Source organism: Pedobacter sp. W3I1, from assembly GCF_030816015.1.
In the GTDB taxonomy this organism is placed as follows: Bacteria; Bacteroidota; Bacteroidia; order Sphingobacteriales; family Sphingobacteriaceae; genus Pedobacter.
In genome coordinates, this window is sequence record NZ_JAUSXN010000001.1 from 1,064,826 (window position 1) to 1,088,619 (window position 23,794).

Annotated in this window: 7 protein-coding genes; 5 read left to right on the forward strand and 2 right to left on the reverse strand. The window is 39.7% G+C overall.

Going from position 1 to position 23,794, the window contains the following annotated elements; translation table 11 throughout:
• Positions 1-300: 300 nt before the first annotated feature.
• Entirely contained in the window at positions 301-2,892 is a 2,592-nt protein-coding gene (locus tag QF042_RS04700) for a hypothetical protein (RefSeq protein WP_307525840.1), read from the reverse strand.
• Between the two features lie 241 nt (positions 2,893-3,133).
• On the opposite strand from QF042_RS04700, the gene QF042_RS04705 reads away from it, so the two are divergent.
• The 5 genes from QF042_RS04705 (at position 3,134) to QF042_RS04725 (ending at position 22,709) form a co-directional block, all read left to right on the forward strand.
• A complete protein-coding gene (locus QF042_RS04705; protein WP_307525842.1) occupies positions 3,134-16,597 on the forward strand; it encodes a putative Ig domain-containing protein in 13,464 nt (4,487 codons plus the stop codon).
• Between the two features lie 37 nt (positions 16,598-16,634).
• Positions 16,635-17,636 carry a PorP/SprF family type IX secretion system membrane protein gene (locus QF042_RS04710; protein WP_307525844.1) on the forward strand — a complete coding sequence of 334 codons (1,002 nt, stop codon included), beginning with the start codon at positions 16,635-16,637 and terminating at the stop codon, positions 17,634-17,636.
• 11 nt (positions 17,637-17,647) lie between these two features.
• Positions 17,648-18,187, forward strand: coding sequence for a tetratricopeptide repeat protein (locus QF042_RS04715; protein WP_307525846.1), 540 nt, complete (start codon positions 17,648-17,650; stop codon positions 18,185-18,187).
• Entirely contained in the window at positions 18,177-19,649 is a 1,473-nt protein-coding gene (locus tag QF042_RS04720; RefSeq protein WP_307525848.1) for an OmpA family protein, read from the forward strand. The genes QF042_RS04715 and QF042_RS04720 overlap by 11 nt, the downstream gene beginning before the upstream one ends.
• A 261-nt stretch (positions 19,650-19,910) precedes the next feature.
• Positions 19,911-22,709: a lantibiotic dehydratase gene (locus QF042_RS04725; protein ID WP_307525850.1), complete on the forward strand. Its 2,799-nt coding sequence runs from the start codon at positions 19,911-19,913 to the stop codon at positions 22,707-22,709.
• On the opposite strand, the gene QF042_RS04730 is transcribed toward QF042_RS04725, so the two are convergent.
• Entirely contained in the window at positions 22,706-23,455 is a 750-nt protein-coding gene (locus tag QF042_RS04730; RefSeq protein ID WP_307525852.1) for a sensor histidine kinase, read from the reverse strand. The genes QF042_RS04725 and QF042_RS04730 overlap by 4 nt on opposite strands.
• Positions 23,456-23,794: the final 339 nt, after the last annotated feature.

Genomic DNA, 23,794 nt, shown 5'->3' on the forward strand with positions numbered 1-23,794 from the left:
TCTAGCCCCGGTTGCAGTGTTACCCTGCAGCAACGAGGTACGAGGAAGCGAAGCGTAAAAGCGAAAAACGGGAAGAAATTTATTGTTTTGTACAGGCCTTGCGCTCCAAATGGGAAAAGTATTTTTTGATATAAGGAAATGCTTGGCTTGTCGAAGAAGTTGTATCCTAAATATAGATTGTCATCCTGAGCCTGTCGAAGGACTAGCTTAATATCCTTAGCGTTTCGACTACTTATCCCGATTCGTCGACAAGCTCAACGTGGTAATACGAATCGAATTTAACTTTTGGACACAACCTTTTTATAGGCTTTGATGCCGCCGGTAAGATTTTAGAATCTTAAAGGTATGTTCGAACTCATGACTGCTTAAGTTAGAATAATCGGGCATAGAGAGTTTATGTACCGTTAAAAAGTTTAGCAGTTCTTTAATTACGTTTGATACTTCTTCTGATTCTTCAGTATGTTTTAGGGTATCGATCTTACTTAATAATAAGGCTATTTCGAATATCTTAAAATCATTCTTTTTAGTAATATCCAGGCCAATATTAATTTCTATAAGCGCTTGTTCGTAATGATGTGTGACGTTGTAAAAGTTGGCTTTAAAAACACTAAAGCTGGCCAATATAAAATTGGTATAATAGGTATAATCGCTACTGATGATTTTATCAACGAATTGTATAATGCGTTGCGCTTTTTTAAAATAATTGAGCTTGATATAGGTTTGACCTAAATGAAGTAATAAAAAGGGAGAGAAGACCGAATGTCGCACATAAAATATATTGGGATACTTACTCAATATGGCCATAATAAAACGGTGACATTCTGCATAATTTTTCTGAGAAAATAAGGTAATCAACACCAACCGGTAAGAGAGTATTTCGGCAGAGGTGATCTCTTCGTTTTTCTGTGGCTTACTCTGATCTATCTCCTGGCAAAGTTTTATTATTTTATCTTCGAGGCTTTTGCTCTCGTTAGGTTTGTTAACCAGGTTATTGTAAAAATAAAGAAGTAAATCGTACGGATTAATTGGAAAAAGCTCGTTTAATCTTTTATAATTTCTCTTTAACAGCTGCATGGTATTGGCTAAAGCCACTTTATCCACATCAATAAGATTAACATTGCATTCTATTACATGCAGCATAATCTGAATGTCTTCATTTAGTACATTCTCCGAAATTGTTTTGATGGTTTCTTTATACAGATTGCTCATGGTTCGCCCTGTAGCCATAAGGTCGATAAAATCGACACCAATGCTTAACTTATTGAAGTTAGAATTGGGTTTGCTAAGTTCGTATTTAGATACATAACAGATAAAATCGAAAGCACTGTTTTTTTCGCTGTTGGTAAATGGGAGCCTGAAAATGTTTTTTAAAGCTGCAATTTCGTTCCGGTTGATACAGAATCTGATTGCCCAGTTAAGTATATGATCTCTTCGGGAGGTGTGACCAGGGAAACTGTTTAAGATATATTCGAAAAATGATTTACAAGGTCTATATTCAAACTTATCCGTGATTTGTATAAATAGGAAATAGGTATAAATGTCGTCATTTAAAAAACGGACAATTTCTGTAGGAATGGTTGTACTTAACCTTTTTTCTTCGATGATAATACCGGCATGTAAAAGTTCTTCATATGCATCGGGATAACAATTGATATAGCTCAGGATCTTTTCTTTAGAAACCCTTAATTTCTTATTTCCTTCTGAAATGCAATCGCTTATTTTTTTAAGGAGAAATATTTTTTCGGTGCTTTTTTTTGCCAGAAATACGCGCCTTTCTAAGAAATAACTAATTAATTCATAACATAATAGGGGATTACTCAGCTCAAGATGGTGGTGCTCATCTTTGAGCTTGAAATAAACCTGTAACCAGAATGGTGTTTTAAACTGGATTAATAGGGGAGGGCTTAAGTCTGCCCGATTGATAATTTTATTTTCTAGATGGCTTAAGGTGTAGAGTATCTCATCAATATTTAACGATGGTACATTACTTAGGGTTTCCTCATCATAAAACAAGCCCGTGTACCAGGCTTTAGTTAAAGATGCAGAACCATAAATAGCGGGCTGAAGATTAATCCAGCTATCTGTTCGCAATCCGAATATGAGTTTAACAAAATTGTTTTCTTCTATGCTATATAAAAAGTCGATAAACGTTTTAAAATAATTACTTCTGGCTAAATGTTCATCAATACCATCAACAATAAGAATAAAACGGCCTTCTCTCTTTTCGGGATTTTTTTTAAAAAAACTAATTAACTCGGTAAGACTCCCGAATTTAAATTCTTTTAAAAACCAGTCTTTTAAAGTATCTCCATTTTGGATAATGGTATTAATACTGGTGGAGTTAACTAATAAAACAATATCATTTTTGTAGAGGGCATTTTCTGATAAGAAAAAATACTCTACCATGTGGGCAAGCAATATCGATTTTCCCTGACCTGGTTGCGCACTTATGGTTGTAAACTGATAGTTGTTTTTTAAGAAATAATCAAAGTCCGGGTAAAAAAAACTTCTGTTGGCCGTAGCATGAAATGGAACACCCGAATTGTTTTTATTGGCAATTAACGATATCTCGGTAATGGCATGTGCTTTTAGCTTTAAATCCTGCCAGATACTTTGAACAGAAGTAGTTTGATTTTCCTTGTCTTTACAAAATGAATCCCAGTCGTTATAACCTATATACTGTGATAGGCTATTTAAAGTAAATAAAGAAAATTTATGTAAAGTGTTCGCAAAGCCAAAGAATCGCTTGATCGTTGTTTCACTTACATAGTTTTTGGTTTCTTGAAATACATACTCGGAGATAATCTTACAATGAGCCGGGTCGATATTTCTTAAGCCAGATTTTATAAGGACAAACTTTCTGAGTTCGATAAGGAGATCGTTAGCATTCATTAATTAACAGATGGGATGACTAGCGCTAATGTCATCATAATTTCACAGTTGAAGAAATCTATTCTCTAAGAATCCATTGTATGAATAAAATGAATGAAATGAAATGCATAAAAATGAATAGCAATGGATAAGATAGGATGCTATTCTAGATATAGATTTGTCATAATTATATAATGCGCGAAAAAACATTTACCAAACAACTGCATTAGCACATAGTAAGTCTCCTAAAATAACGCCTGACATGATGAAAACTCATACTTTCTCGTCCCGAATAGGGATATTCCGCAATACTTGTGTTGCAATCATCATTCTATTAACGCTCTTCTCCGCTAAATCGTATGCGCAAACTAAAATTTTTGCAAATACAGCAACCAAGTCGGATCATGTAACTAACGCAACAAATGCAACCTTAAACGACAACACTTTTGCCTCCGTTAATTCGTATGGTGGAGCGCTACTGGGTATAGGTGCATTCAGTGGAGAGCTGGAATTAAAATATCCGGCTTCTGTAGCTGCGGGAGTTACCTCTTATGTCAGAATAGAGTTTGATGGGGATATCCTGAACAGGTTACTAGGTGGTAGTTTAGGTACCATACTGGCCAATGTGGGTGGAACGGTAATTCTTGGAAACCATTCATTCCAGGTGGGGGCCAGAAACGGCGCTTCAGCAGTACCCCCAACCGGCGGTAATAGCGTAGATGGGTTTTCTTCTGATAATCTGCGTTTGGTAAAAGACGCAAATGGTTTCTTTTATATTGCAATAACCCCTACACAGGCTTACGACAGGGTGTTTGTAAAAGATGTAACCAATGCACTTTTACTTGGAACTAATAATAGTACAAAGGTTTATTATTCATTTTATACTTCTGGTAATGATCCTTGTGCGCAGGCATTTACTACAGGGTACGAAGGCACTGGGATTACACTCGATGCTTTACAATTAGGCAGTTCGGGGGTAACCAATAGTGAAAGGGCAATCGATTCAGATCCAAATAATTTTTCTCAACTCAGTTTAGGTATATTAGGCGTGGGTTCATCCATTAGCCAAAATTTTTATTTTGCAACGCCATCAAATCCTGGTGACGATATTAACCTTAGATTTAGTTCAACCCCCGCTTTACTAACTGCAGGGCTTTTACAGAATATTTCAATAACAGCATACAACGGCGGTACTCAGGTATATACGGGATCGGTTCCAACTACGTTAAATCTAGATTTACTGGGTTTATTAAATAGTGGGCAAGCGGTGTCGATACCTTTTTCTCCAGGTGCAAATGTGGTATACGACCGGGTGAAGGTAACACTAGGTTCGGTGGTAACATTAAACCTTACACAAACCCTTAATGTTTATGGTGTAATCCGCTCTGCGGGCAGGCCAACGCCAGCAAATACTGCAATTGCTGCATGTTATAATAGTACAGTAGCTTTAAATGCAACTACGCCAAATACCAACGAGCTGAGATGGTATGATGCCATTGAAGGAGGAACGGCATTACAAACAGTTGCTTTTAATGGTACTTTTACTACACCTGCATTAACCGCTAATAAAACTTATTATGTTGCTGCCAGAAGATTGGGCTGTACGGCCGAATCGACAAGGATTCCTGTTGTAATTACAGTAAACCCGCAAATTATTTTTAATGGGGCAACATTAGCCAATGCTACACCAGGCTTTGCTTACTCTAAACAACTGGATGTAGCTACAGGCGGAACAGCAGGTTATACTTATGCTTTAGCAGCAGGGAGTACATTACCAGCAGGTTTAACTTTATCATCAACAGGTGCAATTACCGGAACACCAACTGTAGCCAATGCTTACACTTTTTCAGTTGTTGCGACTGATAGCAAAGGCTGTAATGCAACCGCAACTTATAATTTAACGGTAACAGCCTCATTGGTGCTTACGCCAGGTGCACTGCCTGATGGTTTAACAGGAACGGTTTATCCAACGCAAACTATTCCGGCTGCAACCGGTGGAACAGGACCATATACTTATACTGCAACTGGTGTTCCTCCAGGCTTAACATTTAACCCAGCAACAAGAGAAATTACCGGAACACCAACTCAACCTGGAATATATACCATACCAGTTACGGTTGTTGATGCGAACGGTAATACCATTACTTCGAATTATACTGTAAAAATTACTGATCCTTTATTATTACCTCCAGCCACTTTAGCTGATGGTACAACAGGGACAGTTTATCCTACGCAGATTATTCCAAGTGCAACTGGGGGAACAGGGCCTTATACTTATTCGGCAACAGGTCTTCCTCCGGGTTTAACTTTTAATCCATCAACCAAAGCCATTACCGGTACGCCAACAACTGCCGGTACATATACTGTACCAGTTACGGTAACAGATGCTGATGGAAAAACGGTAACGACCAATTATAGCATTACTGTAAATAGCCCATTGGTATTGCCAGCGGCAACTTTTCCAGATGGAACAGAGGGTGTGGCTTATGCTACACAAGTTCTGCCAGCTGCAACAGGCGGTGTTGGTCCTTATACTTATGTTGCCACTGGTCTCCCTGCGGGATTATCATTTAACCCAACAACAAGAGAGGTTACCGGTACACCAACACAAGCAGGTAATTATACAATTGGTGTTACAGTTACCGATAGCCAAGGTAAAACAGCAAGCAACACCTATCCGATTAAAGTAAATGGTACGTTAACCTTACCAACAAAAACTTTACCTAACGGAATTGTTGGTACTTCTTATTTACCACAAACATTACCTGCAGTAACAGGTGGTACTTCGCCATATACTTATGTAGCTACGAACCTTCCTCCGGGATTATCGTTCAACCCAACTACAAGAGAGATTACCGGAACGCCAACACAAGGTGGTACCTATAATGTTTCTTTAACTGCGACAGATGCTAACAATAATAAAGCAACTACCACTTACGCAATAACGGTAACGGTAAATGCGCCGGTTGTAGCTTCCGCTACTGTATGTACAGGTAGTACTGCAACTTTAACCGTTAGTAACCTTCAAGCTGGTGTAACTTATAACTGGTATGCATCAACAGGAAGTACTCCTTTGGTAACTGGCAATAACGGTACTTTTGTAACGCCTGTTGTAAATTCGGCAACAGTGTTTTATGTTGAGGCCGTTTCTGGAACAGCAATCAGTTCAAGAACATCGGTTACTGTTTCGGTTAATCCGCCTGCAACTTTAGCAACAGTTACGACTAATAACCAGGTAATCAACTCCGGACAAACCACCACATTAACTGCAACTGCCGACGCTGGAAATACCATCGCCTGGTTTGATGCGCCAACAGCAGGAACACAGGTTGGAACCGGAACTTCGTTCACTACGCCAGCCTTAACTGCAACTAAAATTTATTATATAGAAACCACAAGCAGCAATGGCTGTAAAAGCGCAAGCCGCGTTCCGGTAACGGTAACCGTAATTAACGGTGGTGGCGCAACTGCTTGTAATGCAGCTAATAGTCAGAATACAGGTATTAATGGAATCTGTTTGTTATGTGCTGTAAATGGCGCAGGTAACTCTACTGATGCTAATGCCAGTAACTTCACCAGGATTTCTCTTGCTGTAGGTGTTGCAGCAACAGGTTACCAACAATTAATTTTCCCATCTACAGGTGTTGCTACTGATAGCATCCGTTTAGATTTAGCTTTACCAACTGGTTTAGCTGATGTTGGTCTTTTAAACAATGTAACCGTAACTGTATTAAATGGTACTACCGTAGTAAGAACAGTACAATTAAACGGTGGATTATTAAACCTTCAACTTTTATCTGGTAACCGTTTTGCCGCAACTGTTTTAGCAGGTGGTGTTTACGATAGGGTTCAGGTGAGCTTTGGGGCATTAGTTTCAGCTTTAACCAGCTTAGATATTTATGGTGCAACTGTAGTTTATCCTAATCCAACATTTATTACTGGTGCTCAATCTATTTGTTCGGGCAGTACAGCAACGTTAAGTGCAACTGCAAATGGTGGTACAACCCTAACCTGGTTCGATGCACCAACAGGCGGAACACAAGTAGGAACAGGTGCAAACTTCACTACTCCGGCACTAACAACAACTACTACTTATTATGTTCAGGTAACTAAGGGAACCTGTTCAAATACAACAAGGGTTCCGGTAACGATTACGGTTAACCCGGCAATTGTATTCGCAGGTACAACGTTAACCAATGCAACAATTGCATCTTCTTATAGTAAACAACTTCCGGTAGCTACTGGCGGTACACCAGGTTATACATATACCTTAGCTGCTGGCAGTACTTTACCAGCTGGTTTAACTTTATCGCCTAGTGGCCTGGTAAGTGGAACACCAACTGCAACCGGAAACCCAACATTCGATGTTGTGGCAACCGATACTAAAGGCTGTAGCACAACAGCAACATTTACTTTAACCGTAACACCAGCATTGGCTTTGGCTCCTGGAGCATTGCCTAACGGTGTAACAGGTACACCATATACTTCAAACGGAATTCCAGCTGCAACAGGCGGAACAGGCCCTTATACTTATTCGGCGACAGGTGTCCCTCCAGGATTAACCTTTAACCCTGCTACAAGAGAAATTACTGGTACGCCAACCCAAATCGGAACATTTACTATTCCGGTAACCGTAACAGATGCTAATGGCAATACCATTACAGCTAACTATACACTTAAAGTAACCGATCCTTTGTTGTTACCACCGGCAACTTTGGCTAACGGAACTACAGGGACTGTTTATCCTACTCAAACGATTCCATCTGCAACGGGTGGAACAACACCTTATACTTATGCGGCAACTGGTCTTCCTGCGGGATTAACTTTTGATCCGGCTACAAGAGCAATTTCAGGAACGCCAACACAAGCTGGAACATTTACTGTACCGGTAACAGTGACTGATGTGGACGGAAAAACAGCAACCAATAATTACAGCATTACAGTTGTTAATCCTTTAGTGTTACCAGCAGCAACCTTGCCTGATGGAACTGAGGGAACAGTTTATGCTACGCAAACCTTGCCTTCGGCAACTGGTGGTGTTGGTCCATATACTTATGTAGCAACTAATCTTCCGGCGGGATTAACGTTTAACCCGGCAACAAGAGAAGTTTCGGGTACACCTACACAAGCCGGAAATTATTCAATTGGCGTAACTGCAACTGATAGTGAAGGCAGAACAGCAAGTAATGCTTATGCACTTAAAGTAATAGGTGTATTATCATTACCTGGCGCAACTTTACCAAACGGTATTGTAGGTACACCATACCCAACGCAAACTTTGCCAGCGGTAACAGGTGGAACAGCGCCATATACTTATTTAGCAACAAACCTTCCTCCGGGATTAAGTTTTAATACTGCAACAAGAGAAATTACAGGAACACCAACTTTAGGTGGAACTTTTACCATCTCTTTAACTGCGACAGATGCAAACGGAAACAAAGCAACAACAGCTTATAGCTTAACTGTAACGGTTGATGCACCAGTGGTTGCCGCAGCTACAGTATGTGCTGGAAGCCCAGCTACATTAAGCGTTAGCAATTTGCAGGCTGGTGTAACGTATAACTGGTATGCTTCTACCGGAAGTACACCATTGGTTACTAATAATACTGGTGTTTTTGTAACGCCTGCAGTAACTGCTCCAACAGTATTTTATGTTGAGGCGGTATCAGGAACGGCTGTAAGTTCAAGAACTGCCGTTAATGTTTCGGTTAACCCACCAGCAACTGCTGCAACGGTAACCACCAACAACCAGGTAATTAATGCCGGACAGTCTACTACTTTATTGGCAACGGCTGATGCTGGAAATACCATTCAATGGTACGATGCTGCTACAGCCGGAACTCAGGTAGGTACAGGTACTTCATTCACTACGCCAACATTATCGGCAACTACCACTTATTATGTAGAAACTACAAATGCCAGTGGTTGTAAAAGTGCAAGCCGCGTACCAGTAACTGTTACGGTATTAAATAACGGTGGTGGTACTGCCTGTAACGCTGCTAATTCGCAAAACTCCGGTATAAACGGAATTTGTTTATTGTGCGGTATAACTGGCGCAGGAAATTCTACTGATGCTGATCCTTCTAATTTTACCAGAATATCTCTGGCAGTTGGTGTAGGTGGATCGGGTTATCAACAATTAATTTTCCCTACGGTTGGAACAGCCACAGATAGTCTTCGTTTAGACTTAGCATTACCAACCGGTTTAGCAGATGTTGGCCTATTAAACAATGTAACTGTTACCGTATTAAATGGTACTACAGTTGTAAAAACAGTACAATTAAGCGGCGGACTATTAAATCTTCAGCTATTATCAGGTAACCGTTTCGCTGCAACTATATTGGCAGGCGGCGCTTACGATAGGGTACAGGTTAGCTTCGGCGCGTTAGTTACGGCTTTAACCAGTTTAGATGTTTATGGTGCAACGGTAATTTATCCTAACCCAACGGTAACAGCAGGTGCACAAACCATCTGTGCCGGAAGTACAGCAACTTTAACTGCAACAGCAAATGGTGGTACAACATTAGCTTGGTACGATGCTGCAACTGGTGGTACACAATTGGCCACTGGCGCAACATTTACTACACCAGCTTTAACAGCTACCACAACTTATTATATTCAAGTAAGCAAAGGAACCTGTGCAAATGTGACCAGGATTCCGGTAACTGTAACAGTTACACCAGCATTACCAACACCCGTATTGGCAACAATTGCTAATGTTTGTGAGGGATCATCAGCAACTTTATCAGTTGCTAATCCAGATGCCACAGTAACTTATAAATGGTATGATGCTGCAGTAGGTGGAAACCTGGTTTTCACAGGCGCAGTATTCCCAACACCAGCATTAACAGCGGCTACTACCTATTATGTAGAGGCCTCTAAAGGAAGCTGTACAAGCGCTGCACGTGCTGCCGCAGCTGTATCAGTAAATCCTCGTCCGGTTTTACCAGTAGTAACTGCAAGTTCATCAACAGTAAGTGCAGGTCAAACGGCCATTTTAACGGCTAGTTCGCCAGACCCAACCAATACTTTCAATTGGTATACTTCTAACACTTCAACTACACCAGTTTATGTAGGTGCTACTTATGTTACACCACCACTATTGGCTACTACCACTTATTATGTAGAATCTGTTTCTACCAATGGTTGTACTTCTGCAAGTCGCGTACAGGTTACCATCACAGTTGATGGAAATGGATCTCCAAACCCGGTACCATGCGAGGCGGCAACAACTCAAGTTGGTGGCGTTACAGGTGTAGCTTTATTATCGGGCGTGTTTAACCCAACATTAGCTATTGATAACGATACACAAACAGCATCTTCATTGGTCATGCCAGTTGGAGCACTTGGTGCATCAGTTTATCAAAGAGTTGGTTTTGGTTCGTTATCTAAAATTGGCGATACTGTACGTGTTTTAGTATCATCTCCAGGAAAACTATTATCGCTTTCGTTATTAGGAAATGCTTCAATTACCACTTATGTTGGAACCAACAGCAACGGTGATTCGAGATTGTTAAATGATAACTTAATCAATATTCAATTGTTAAGTGGTAATACCCAGGCGCTCATCACTTTTGTACCAACGAATGTTTTCGATGGGGTAGAAGTAAGGTTAAACTCTGGTTTATTAGGTGCTTTAACATCAATCAACTTAAATTACGCCCAACGTATTTTGGTGGCACCAACTGTAGCATTAGCAAATGTTACGGCTTGTGTGGGCCAAACTGCCCAGCTTGAAGTAAGCAACCCATCAGCAAGTTTAACTTACAGATGGTACGATGCCACAGGCACTTATTTAACTGGTAAAGACGGTATCATATTTACCACACCAGTGTTAACAGGCGATACTAAATTCTATGTTGCTGCAGTTTCTGCAACTGGTTGTGTGAGTTATAAAACTGTAGTTAATGTAACTACGAACCCAGCGCCGGTAGCACCAGATCTACTTTCAGCATCTGTTAATACCTGTCCGAATACATCAGTTACTTTCCAGGTTAAAAACCCAATTGCAGGCACAACTTATAACTGGTATGATGCTGCAACAGGTGGAAATTTAGTATTTACAGGTGATAATTTTACAACACCTTTAATTACTGCTAATACCAGTTATTTTGTAGCAGCAGTTAATGGTTGTGGTTCGTCATCAGCCAGAACAGAAGGTAAAATTATATTAGGAACTATTGATGTTCCGGTAATTACACCACCATCAATTACCATCAGCGAAGGTTCAGTTGCGGTACTAAAAGCAACGTCGAGTACAGCTGGTGCAACCATTAACTGGTACACTACTGCAAATGGAGTAGTTCCGGTATTTACTGGCGAAACTTATGTAACACCACAGTTAAGTGCAACAACAACTTATTATATAGAAGCTACCATACCTGGAGGATGTACTGCAACAAGCAGAGCAACCGTAACGGTTACTGTAATTCCTAATGGTACACCGGTAACTACGCCTTGTGGAGCGGCTACAACAACAGTTGCCAGTGGCGTAACTGGGGTGGCTATACTAGCTGGTGTTTTCAACCCTACTTTTGCGGTTGATAACGATATCAATACAGGATCAAGTTTGGTTATTCCAGTGGGATTACTTGGTGCATCTGTTTATCATCAGGTTGGCTTTACAGGATTATCAAACGTAGGCGACACTTTAAGGGTGAAAATTACCACTCCAGGTGCATTGCTTTCGGTTGGAGTATTAAACAATTTAACGGTAACTACTTTCCAGGGTACAACCAGTAATAACGATGCGGTTTCTATATCTAACCCATTAATTAGCTTAAAATTATTAACAGGCGGAACATCGGCCATATTAACTTTCGTACCAACCAGTAAATTTGATGGAGCAGAATTAAGATTAAGCTCAGGTCTTTTAGGGGCATTAACATCTGTTAATTTAGATTATGCACAGCGCGTAATCACCACACCAACAGTTACAGCCGCTACAGCAAGTGCTTGTCAAGGTTCATCTGCAACATTGAGTGTGCAGAACCCACAAGCAGGCGTGGTGTACAAATGGTACTTAGGCTCAACTTATCAGGCAGGAAAAAATGGAACAACTTTCACAACAGATCCAACTTTAACTGCTGGTACTTATACGTATTCGGTAACGGCAACAGCTAATGGTTGTGAAACTTTAGGAACCAAAGTAGTGGTAACTATTTTACCTCCACCAGTAACACCGATTCCATCAACTACCAACCCAACTACAACTTGTATCGGCTCACCTGCAACCTTAAGTGTACAGGCAGTGGCAGGTATTACTTATAACTGGTACGATGCCGCTGTAGCCGGAAATATGTTGGTAACCAACAACAGTAGCTTTACTACATCTGCATCACTTGCAGCAGGAACATACGATTATTACGTTGAAGCAGTAAGTGGAGCGAGTTGTTCAAACTCATCACGCACTAAGGTTTCTATTACGGTTAATCCTTCAGCAGTTGCTGCCGATGTAACGGTAACCGGAACAACATCATTATGTGCTTCTGGTACAGCAGTACTTACTGCAGCCAGTACAACAGTAACTAGTCCGGTATTTACCTGGTACAGCGATGCTGCTTTAACACAAGTTGCTTTTGTTGGCGCAATATTTAATACACCAGCAATTACCGCAACTACCAAATACTATGTTACCGTTAGCGGTACGAATAAATGTGCAAATACAGCAGGTAATGCAAAAGAGGTTACCATTACGGTAAATCCTGTTGCTACCTCAGCCGATATTAACTTAGCAGGAACAAGCACTATTTGCGGTAGCTCTTCTGTTACTTTAAATGCAACAAGCACAACAGTAACCAACCCAATATTTACCTGGTACAGCGATGCTGCCTTAACTACTGTAGCGTTTACAGGAGCTAACTTTATTACTCCTGCACTTAATGCAACCACCACTTATTATGTAACGGTTAAAGGCGATAATAAATGTGAGAATACAGCAGCAAGCGCAAAATCGATTACCATAACGGTTAATCCTGCTGCTACTGATTCAGATATTGCAGTTAATGGTATTACCTCGATCTGTAAAGGATCTACAGCTGCGCTGTCTGCTTCAGCAACAACAGTAATTAACCCGGTATTTACCTGGTACAGCAATGCGGCTTTAACTACTGTAGCTCATGTAGGTGCTAGCTTTACTACACCTGCACTTAATGCCACCACTACTTACTATGTAACCGTTAAAGGGGATAATAAATGTGAGAATTTAGCCGCAAACGCTAAGGTGGTTACTGTAACCGTTAAAGATTTTGCAACAGCTGCAGATATTGCAGTAAGCAACGCTAACATCTGTTCGGGTTCTACTGTAATGTTAATGGCTTCGAGTACAACAGTTACACAGCCAGTATTTACCTGGTATAGCGATGCTTCATTAACAAGTGTAGTATTTACTGGTCCTACATTTACGGTAACCGGATTAACAGCCACCACCACTTATTATGTAAGCGTTAAAGGTGCGAACAAATGTGAAAATAGTGCTGCAGATGCTAAAGCGGTAACCGTAACGGTTAATCCTTTGGCAACTACTACCGATATTATTCTTAGCGGAAGCACAGCTGCTTGCGCAGGATCATCGGCAGTATTAAGTGCAACATCACCAACAGTAACTAACCCGGTATTTACCTGGTATAGCGATGCTGCTTTAACCAATGTAAGTTTCATTGGCGCAACATATACTACACCAGCTTTAAACAGTACCACCACTTATTATGTAACTGTAAAAGGCGATAATAAATGTGAAAATGCACCTGGTACAGCTAGGGTAGTTACGATAACGGTTAACCCGGTTGCTACTGCTTCTGATATAACAGCTGCCGATGCAACAATCTGCTCTGGATCTGGAACTACCTTGGTAGCCAGTACAGCTACAGTAACCAACCCAACATTTACCTGGTACAACGATGCTGCTTTAACTTCAGTAGCTTATGTGGGTACATCATTCGTTACCCCTGTATTAACTGCAACAACCAAATACTATGTTACGGTTAAAGGCGATAACAAATGTGAAAACTCGGGTACTACAGCTAAAGTGGTAACGGTTAATGTGAACCAGAGTGCAACGGCTGCTGATATTACTTTATCAACACCAACACTGGTATGTGGATCGGGTACAGCTGTAATCAATGCGAGCTCATCAACAGTAACCAATCCGGTATTTACCTGGTACAACGATGCTTCATTAACCAGCGTGGCCTTTACCGGACCAATATTTACCACACCGGTATTAACTGCTACTAAAACTTATTATGTAACCGTTAAAGGAACCAATAAATGCGAAAACACTGCAGTAAATGCTGCTGCGGTAATCATTAAAGTTAATCCGATTGCAGTTGCAAGTGATATTGTTGTAAATGGATCAACAAATATCTGCGGAGGATCTGCGGCAGTACTAACGGCAAGTAGCACAACAGTTACTAACCCAGTATTTACCTGGTATACCAACGCAACTTTAACTAATGTAGCTTTTGTAGGTGCAGTATTTACCACACCAACATTAACAGCCAATACTTCTTATTACCTAACTGTAAAAGGCGACAACAAGTGTGAAAGCAGTGCTGCCACAGCTAAATCAGTAAATATTGTAGTCAACTCAGTAGCTTCAGCAACTGATGTTACAGCAACAGACGCAACAATCTGTGCAGGATCATCGGCCAGCTTAGTAGCGAGCACAACAACAGTAACCAACCCAATATTTACCTGGTACAGCGATGCTGCATTAACAACACCAGTATTTACTGGAGCAACATTTAACACACCGGCATTAATTGCAACAACTAAGTATTACCTAACAGTAAAAGGTGATAACAGATGCGAAAGTTCTGCTGCAAATGCTAAAGTGGTTACCGTTAATGTAAATGTAGTTGCAACAGCTGCCGACATTACCTTATCTACACCGGCTAGGGTGTGTGGTTCTGGAACTGCGGTAATCAATGCAAGTTCTGCTACTGTAACCAATCCGGTATTTACCTGGTACAACGATGCTTCGTTAACCAGTGTGGCCTTTACCGGACCAATATTTACCACACCGGTATTAACAGCTACTAAAACTTATTATGTAACTGTTAAAGGAACCAATAAATGTGAAAACACCGCAGCTAATGCGAAACCAGTAACTGTTACTGTTAATCCAGGTGCTGTGGCAACAGATATTACTGTAAATGGATCAACTTCAGTTTGTGCAAGCACAACAGCAACATTGGCAGCAACAAGCACAACAGTTACCAATCCGATATTTACCTGGTATAGCGATGCTACCTTAAATACAGTGGTATTTACAGGTCCAGTGTTTACTACACAGGTATTAACTGCAAATGCAACGTATTACGTAACGGTTAAAGGTGATAACAAATGTGAAAATACCGCTGCAACAGCAAGGGTAGTAGCCATTACAGTAAATGCAGCACCAAACAATCCAGTGGTATCTGGTCCGAATGGAGGCATTTGTGCAGGTGATGGAGCCACACTAACCATAACCAATGCACAGGCAGGTGTTACTTACGAATGGTACAATGCAGCAGTTGCTGGTAATTTATTATTCACTGGTACAACATACAACACTACCGCTTTAAGTGCTTCAACAGATTACTATATTGTAGCAATCGGTGCTGGAGGTTGTAATAACAATGGTGGCCGTGTTAAAGTAACGGTAACCGTAAATGCGAAACCTACGGTACCAACGGTTGCAGCAACATCGGTTAATGTTTGTACAGGAAGTTCAGCGGTATTATCAGTTACAAGTTCTCAAACGGGTGTAACATACAATTGGTACACAGCAGCAGTAGGCGGAACGTTAGCCGGAACAGGTGCAAACTTTACAACACCTGCAGTTAACGCAAACATCACTTACTATGTTGAAGGAGCAAACGGAACTTGTATCTCATCATCCAGAACACCGGTAAATGTAATTGCATTACCAGTACCAGTTGCACCGACATCGGTAACAGCAGCAAATGGAACACTTTGCGCAGGTAGTTCAACTATACTAACGGTTAATAATCCGGTAGCAGGATTAGTTTACAGATGGTATGCTGCAAGCTCTGGAGGCGCTGTATTAGCAGAAGGCATAACCTTTACCACACCAAACTTAACTGCTACCACAATCTATTATGTAGAGGCAATAGCAGTTGGTGGTTGCGCAAGCCCAACAAGAACAGGCGTTACGGTTAATGTATTGCCGGTATTAGAAAAACCAGTAGTAGTGGTGCAAAGCACAACACCAAACAGTGTAACCTTTGCATGGGCTGCGGTTGCAGGTGCTACGGCTTACGAAGTTTCGTTAGATAATGGTTTAACCTGGATCAATCCGACAAGTGGATCAACCGGAACAACCTATTTAGCTACAGGTTTGAAACCAGATCAAAGTGTAACCATCATTGTAAGAGCTAGAGGTCAGATTGAGTGCCAAACCAGCGCAAATTCTACTCCGGTAACGGGTAAAGCAGCTAATCCTTTTGGAGATCAGGTTTACATACCAAATGCATTTACGCCGAATAACGACGGTAAGAATGATACCTTCTTAATCTATGGCAATACCATATCAAGTGCGAAAATGAGTATTTACACACAGTGGGGTCAATTGATATTCCAATCAGATAATGTAGCAAATGGATGGGATGGAACTTTCAAAGGTGTAAATCAACCGATCGGTGTTTATGTGTACATGGTTGATATTACATTCACAAATGGAACAACATCATTAAGAAAAGGTACAGTAACGCTGATTAGATAAGAAGAGGATTAATAATAAACAGATAAAATCAAAGACCATGAAAATACTATCGGCTTTAAAAATATATGTTGCAGTGCTTGGATTGCTGCTGTGTACAGCTAAGTCCTTCGCACAAACTGATCCGCATTTTTCACAATATTATGCAAACCCGTTATATCTTAACCCGGCCTTAACGGGGGTGATAGACGGCGATTACCGTGCAACTGTAAATTTTAAACAACAATGGAGTGCACTAAACAGTTCTTTCTTAACAGGCGGAGCATCGTTCGATATGGCGCCAAAAAAGAACTTCGCATTTGGTGCAACCATTTTAAACCAAAGGGCAGGGGAGTTAGATTTTAACTACCTGTCGGCCCTGGTATCGGGTTCGTACCGTTTAAGGTTTGGCGCCGAAGGCTTGCAGATGCTGAGCTTTGGTTTACAGGCCGGCGTAATTAACCGCAGTTTCGATTTCTCTCAGGCCAGGTTTGGTAACCAGTTTAATCCAATTTCGGGCTATGATGGCGGTATGATGAGCGGCGAAACACTTTCATCTCAATCATCTTTGGTTCCTGATGTAAATGCAGGTATCATGTTTTTTGATGGTAATCCGAACAAGAACGTAAACGTTTTCTTAGGTGCAAGTGCAGCGCATTTAACCCGCCCTATGGATCGTTTCTCTGGTTCAAATTCACGTATCCCTGTTCGTTTTACTGCACATGGCGGTGCGCGAATCAAGGCTTCAGAGTTATTGGATATTGTACCCAACGCATTGTTTATGTATCAGGGTAACACAAACGAAGTTTCGGTAGGCGCTTATGCACAACTTAACGTTAATCCATCAGCAAACATTCTGTTTGGTGGTAACTACCGTAATAAAGATGCTGCAATTGCCTTTGTTGGTTTACAATTAAAGAATATGGTGTTCGGATTAAGTTATGATGTAAACACCTCTACCTTTAATCGTGCATCAAACAGTAACGGTGGTTTAGAGCTTTCAATATCACTTATTGGCCGTAACGGAATTATTGGTCCAAACTTCTTTTGTCCACGTTTATAATAGATATCCAAATGAAAAAAATATTACTCTTTTTGTTAGTGGCATTTGGCAGTTATGCAAACGCGCAGTATGTGGTGAATTATAAAAAGGTTGCAGATACTTATTTTGAGAATAAGGATTACTACGCAGCATCAACTTTTTACAAAAAAGCCTTAAAAATTACTGGCGACAGTACCCAGGCCATTTTACCATATGGGAAGGAAAGAAAATCGGCGACTGATGATAAAGTGGCAGAAGATTATGAAGGATCGATTTATAACCTAGCAGAGTCCAGTAGATTATATAGGGAATTTAACGAGGCAGAAAAATATTATGCTATAGCGATAACCTTTACCAATACACGGTTTAGAAAAGCCTTGTTTTATTATGCCGAAAGCTTAAGGGCAAACAAAAAATTTAACCTGGCAATTGATGCCTTTCAGCAGTTTATACAAAAAAATCCTGGTGATGCTTTGGTAAAAGATGCCCAAAAGGAAATCGAATCATGCAAATTTGCGATCGAAGAAATGCGTTTTCCACGTTTGGTTCAAATCAAAAAAAATGCCAGCTAACGTAAATGGATTAGGTTCTAATTACGCTCCTGTTAAAATTAACAACGAATTTTATTTCACCTCATCGCGCCCTGTTGCCGTAGGAAGTAAAAAAGATATAGTTAAAACTGATGCTGGAGAAGTTCAGGTATCAACTAAAACCAATCCGTTTATTAATAACCTTTATTCAGCTAAAGGCGAATTGACCGCTACAGATGTTGCTGTAAAAGAGGTTGATATTAATTTTCCTAAAAATATAGAGATTGCGGCGGCCAGCTTTACGCCAGATGGAAATACAGTGTATTTTACCACCTGGAGAGATAAAGAAAAATATGCTATCTATAGCGCTAAAAAAACTGGTGATAAATGGTCAGATCCACAACCTGTTGGTTTACAGGTAAACAGTAAAGATTTTAATTCTTCACAGCCTTTTGTCACCAGCGATGGTAAATTCCTTCTTTTCTCGTCTGATAGAAGTGGTGGTTATGGTAAATTCGATCTTTGGTATTGTGCTGTGCGAGAAGATGGTTCGTTAGGTCAGGCGGTAAATTTTGGCCCGACCATTAATACCGAAGATGACGAGCGTGCACCATACTACAACCCCTTAACCAAAAAGTTATTGTTTAGTACCGATGGGCGAGTTGGTTTCGGTGGCCTTGATTTCTTTGAGTCAGAGGGCGATCTGGTAAATTGGTCAAACCCTAAAAACCTGGGCTATCCATTCAACTCATCAAAAGATGATCTTTACTTTACCGCAACTGATGATAAAGGAACAAAAGGCTACATTAGTTCTGATCGCGAATCATCTTGCTGTTTAGAATTGTTTGAAGTGAAAAAAGAATTCCTTTCTATTGCAGGCCTTTTAACCGATTGTAAAACTAAATTACCTTTAGCGGGTGCCAATGTAACTTTAACCAATGCCGAAGGATTACAGAAAATAACTACAGGTACTGATGGTATTTACAGGTTTAAAGTAGATTCGAAAAGACCGATCAAATTGCTTTTTGCAAAAGATAATTATTTCGCAATTACTAAAAACTATCCTTACGAAGAACTGGCAAAAGCAGATACCTTGATTTATAAAGATTATTGCTTAAGCCCTTTCAAATTGGGAATCCCAATGGCTTTGGATAATGTTTATTATGAATTTAACAGTGCCGAACTTACCGAGCCTTCTAAAAAAGTATTAGACTTCCTGATCCCGATTATGGAAGATAATCCTGAAATGGAAATCGAACTGGGCTCTCATACCGATAACATTGGAACAGATGAGTATAACTTAGATCTATCGAACAGAAGAGCAAAATCTTGTACCGATTATTTAGAAAGTAAAGGTATTGCTGCTGCCAGATTAACTTCAAAAGGTTATGGAGAATCGATGCCGATTGCACCAAACGAAATAGTAGTGAAACGCAAGAAAAAAGACAATCCGGCAGGAAGAGCAAAAAATAGAAGAACTGAATTTAAAGTGACCAAAAAATAAAATATAAATAATAACATCTCGGTGAGCCATCTTCCTAAAAAGAAGATGGCTTTTTAATTTTTATATTTAATATGTGGGTCGGGGATTTGTAATCGATGTTGGTCATTGTTGGTCAGGATTTGTAATCCAAATTAACAGAGCTTGCTACTGCAACTATAGAACTGTTGATAGCAGTATGGAACTGGCTACCGCTAACTGAAAACTGCCAATTGATCACTTTTTAAATTAATCTTTGTAATTTTCGCCTATCATTTAAATGCAATGAAGCTGAATATCCAACCAACCGTAATTTTTAGAACACCTAAATTTTCATATCAATCTGAACTGGTAGATTGTTGGGAGGAATTAAAATTGGCCATTTCCATATCTTCCGCAGCTTTTTACGAAACCATAAAAGAAGTAAAGGCAAACGAACTGAAAGATCTTCCACCTAAGGTTTATTTTACCATCTGGAAATATTTTAACCGTGCAAAATTCCGGTCAACACCTTATGGCACTTTTGCTGGTTTCAGTTTGTTAAACAATGCCTTTAAACCATCAGAAAGCAAAATAGTAATTGAAGAAACCCAAAAAATACACGAACTGGTTGATTGGCCTTATAAGAATAATATTCAGTTGCCATTGGCAGAACTGTTGCAAAAGAATTGCCTTTTATTTAGTAACAGCAGTTATTATTTAACACCCAACAGTATTCGTTATATAGCCTGTACCGATGGCGTTTTTGAACTGGCCGAGTTAGATCAGGATGACTTTGTAAAGCAAATATTAGCTGCTTGCTTAAAGCCAGTTAGGCTTAACGATCTGGTAAAACAATTGAATTTAAATGATGCTGAAATTGAAAATCTGTTTGGTTTGCTGCAGGATATGCACGATTTACAGCTTGTTTTTACCAACTACGATCCCAATATTATAGGAGATGATTATTTTGAACGTTTAGGCCTAACCGCTACGGCTGAGTTGCCAAAATATCTTATCGCGCAACGCACAGCTTTATCCGGTGGTATTCATGAACGTTCGCTTCAGGCTATTCCAGGCTTGATCAATATGCTTCATAATATAATGCCGTCAAAAGATCGTGATGCCCTGAGCCAGTTCCAGGTTAGGTTTAAGAAGAAATTCGAAGATCAGGAAGTGCCGCTTTTATTGGCCCTAGATCCAGAAATGGGTGTAGGCTACGATGAGTTGGAGCAAGCCGGTCAAAACAGTGAGTTTGTCACACGCTTCAATAATAAACCACCGAAAAAAGCGGAGGTAGAAAATATTAAAGCGGCGTTAAAATCCTACCTGACTGAACAAAACTTCGAAAAAGGTAAAGCTGTTTATCTGAACAAACTTGCCTTAAAGCAGAACGAGAAATTAGCATCTTTACCCAATTCATTCAGCATGGTAATGTCTGTTCATGATGATTTGATTTTCATCGAACAGATAGGCGGAGCAACATCAAATGCTTTAAGTGGAAGATTTACAATGGCAGCCGATGATGTAGCGCAGTATGCTAAAGACATTGCGGCCGCAGAACAAGAAGCAAACCCTGAGGTATTATTTTTCGATGTGGCCTACATGGTAGAAGCGAATGTAGATAATGTGAACAGGCGCAAATTGATTTATGGCCATCAACTATCAATCTTAAATTTTGATACCTCAGCATCGCCACTTGCCTTAAATGATATACAAATTTCAGTTCGGGGCACAGAGATTATTCTTCGCTCTGCACATTTAAATAAACGGCTGGTGCCAAGAATGGCTTCTGCCTATAACTATATCCGTTCAGATCTTTCTGTATTTAGGTTATTGTGCGATTTGCAACATCAAGGTTTACAAACCAATCTTTCCTTTCCGCTCGATACTATTTTCCCTGATTTGGATTATTATCCAAGGTTACAATATCAAAATATAGTTTTAAGCAGAAATAAATGGAAAATTAAAAAAGAATCCCTTTTAGGGCCCGCTCAAAAGTTGCTATCCATCGCCGAATGTAGATCGTACCTGGGTAATTTAGGCGTTAGCGAATATTTTAAAGCAGGTATGTCCGATCAAACCTTATGCTTTGCCCTACAAAACGATGATGATATAAATGCCTTTCTGCAATACATGCAAAAGCATGGCAGTACTTACATTGAAGAAATGTTATTGCCTCAAAATAGTATCGTGGTTGATGAAGCAGCTAAACCCTATTTAGCTCAGTTTGTTTTAAGTATAGGTCATGGCGAACAAATTTACCGCGGTTTGGCTAAAACATCAGCAAATGCCGGGGTAACGCGACTTTTTCTGCCAGGTAAAGAATGGCTGTATTTCGAAATTTATTGCCACCAGCAACGTAGCGATCAAATTTTGACGGAAGTAATTGCGCCCTTCCTAACTACTCATACAGATCAGGTAAAATCGTGGTTTTTTATCCGTTACAATGAAAATGGAAACCACATCAGGTTTAGGGTTCAACTAAATAATCCCAGGGATGGGCAGCTGTTAACATCAAAACTCATGGATGATCTGGAATTGTTTTTAAACTCAGGTTTGGTGTCCGACGTGCAGATTAAAACCTATAAACGTGAGTTGGAGCGTTATGGTGGCAATATGATTGAAGATGTTGAACAGCATTTCGCTATAGATAGTGAATTTGTATTATCGCTTTTAGAAACCCAGACCGGTGATTTCAACAAATATAAATTGTGTAGCCTTTTGGTTTCTAAGATTATCGAATCTAATATTATAGATAAGCTGATCATTAATAAGATTGTGAGATTAATGTCTGATAACTTTAATGAAGAGCATCGATTAGATGCAGCTGATTTTAAACAATTAAATAACCATTATCAGGAGTTTCGAAAAACAGAATGGACGGCGTTAACAGCAGAACAGGAGCAGGGATTTGGAGTGTTTTCAGAATCGTTTATCAAAATTCTGAAACAATGTGCTCCTGAAAATGCAATAAAACTATTGACCGATTTAATGCATATGCATGTAAACCGACTTTTCAGTAAAGATCAGCGAACGCATGAAATGGTAATGTACTATTTTCTGCTAAAAGATATTCAGCGTCAAAATGCAATGAAAGTTTAACGGTTTAACCTGGCCAATGGATTAACAACAGTTACAGCTATTTCAGTAATATAGCGGTTAAGTGGATCTTTGTAATACCTGAATATATAATCATTACCATAAAAATTACTAAGTCGCTTGCTAATATTGTCAATCCCTACATGATGGCTTTCAGTCTGCTTGCCTTTATTATCATTAATCATGTTGATGGTGCTGATATTAAGGCTATCTTTTTCGTAAGTTATTTTAATAAGTGCTTGTTGAGTAGAGTGCGAAACATTTCCATGCTTGAATATATTTTCAACCAAAGTTAATAAGATAAGCGGTGGAAATCTTAATCCGAACATATCGCCCGTCACTTCAAGTTCCAGATTAATGGTGTTAGCCGTTCGGAGTTTATGGAGATTGATCAGGTGTTCAATTTGCTCAATTTCTTCACTTAGTGGAACCATCTCTGATGCTTCAGGACGTTTTAGGGCATAACGCATCATTTCGGCCAGATTCATAATTGCATCTGCTGCCATGGGCGCCTTTTTGCGGGCGTCGTTATAAATAAAGTTTAAAGTATTAAATAGAAAGTGTGGATTGATCTGACTGCGCAGATAATTGTTTTGCGATTGAACCAGATCATTCTCTAAGGCCTGTTTTTCTATTTGGGTAACCAGGTTCTGTCGTTCTAATGCTTCTACTTTCTTCTGATCCTGGAATGATTTGATTAGATAAACATAACCCGTTGCGAAACCGATAAAATATAAGGATCTATACATGCAAGATAGTATGAAATCACGAGGGACAAAATTTGCCATGTCGAATTCTATGACCCCAATTTTTTGAAATAATAATAAGAGTACATAACTTGTTGCGATGTAGATTACTAACATTGCCGCAATCAGTAATAGAATGGTTGCAATTCTGAGGGAGGTATTCTTTTTACTTAATACTTTCTTGAGCAAAAATGTATGAAGGTAGAAAATAGAAATATTAGTTAAATATATGAGAAGATAAATACCAGGGGGTTTGAATTGTTTCGATGCATATCCTAAAATAAATACTTCATATATGATGTAAATACTCCAGATAAGCAGGTGGAGTTTATAATTTTTATA

Coding starts and splice junctions, on each gene's coding strand:
- QF042_RS04700 (WP_307525840.1), bottom strand. CDS start 2,892: ATGAATGCTAACGATCTCCTTATCGAACTCAGAAAGTTTGTCCTTATA.
- QF042_RS04705 (WP_307525842.1), top strand. CDS start 3,134: ATGATGAAAACTCATACTTTCTCGTCCCGAATAGGGATATTCCGCAAT.
- QF042_RS04710 (WP_307525844.1), top strand. CDS start 16,635: ATGAAAATACTATCGGCTTTAAAAATATATGTTGCAGTGCTTGGATTG.
- QF042_RS04715 (WP_307525846.1), top strand. CDS start 17,648: ATGAAAAAAATATTACTCTTTTTGTTAGTGGCATTTGGCAGTTATGCA.
- QF042_RS04720 (WP_307525848.1), top strand. CDS start 18,177: ATGCCAGCTAACGTAAATGGATTAGGTTCTAATTACGCTCCTGTTAAA.
- QF042_RS04725 (WP_307525850.1), top strand. CDS start 19,911: ATGAAGCTGAATATCCAACCAACCGTAATTTTTAGAACACCTAAATTT.
- QF042_RS04730 (WP_307525852.1), bottom strand. CDS start 23,455: ATGTATAGATCCTTATATTTTATCGGTTTCGCAACGGGTTATGTTTAT.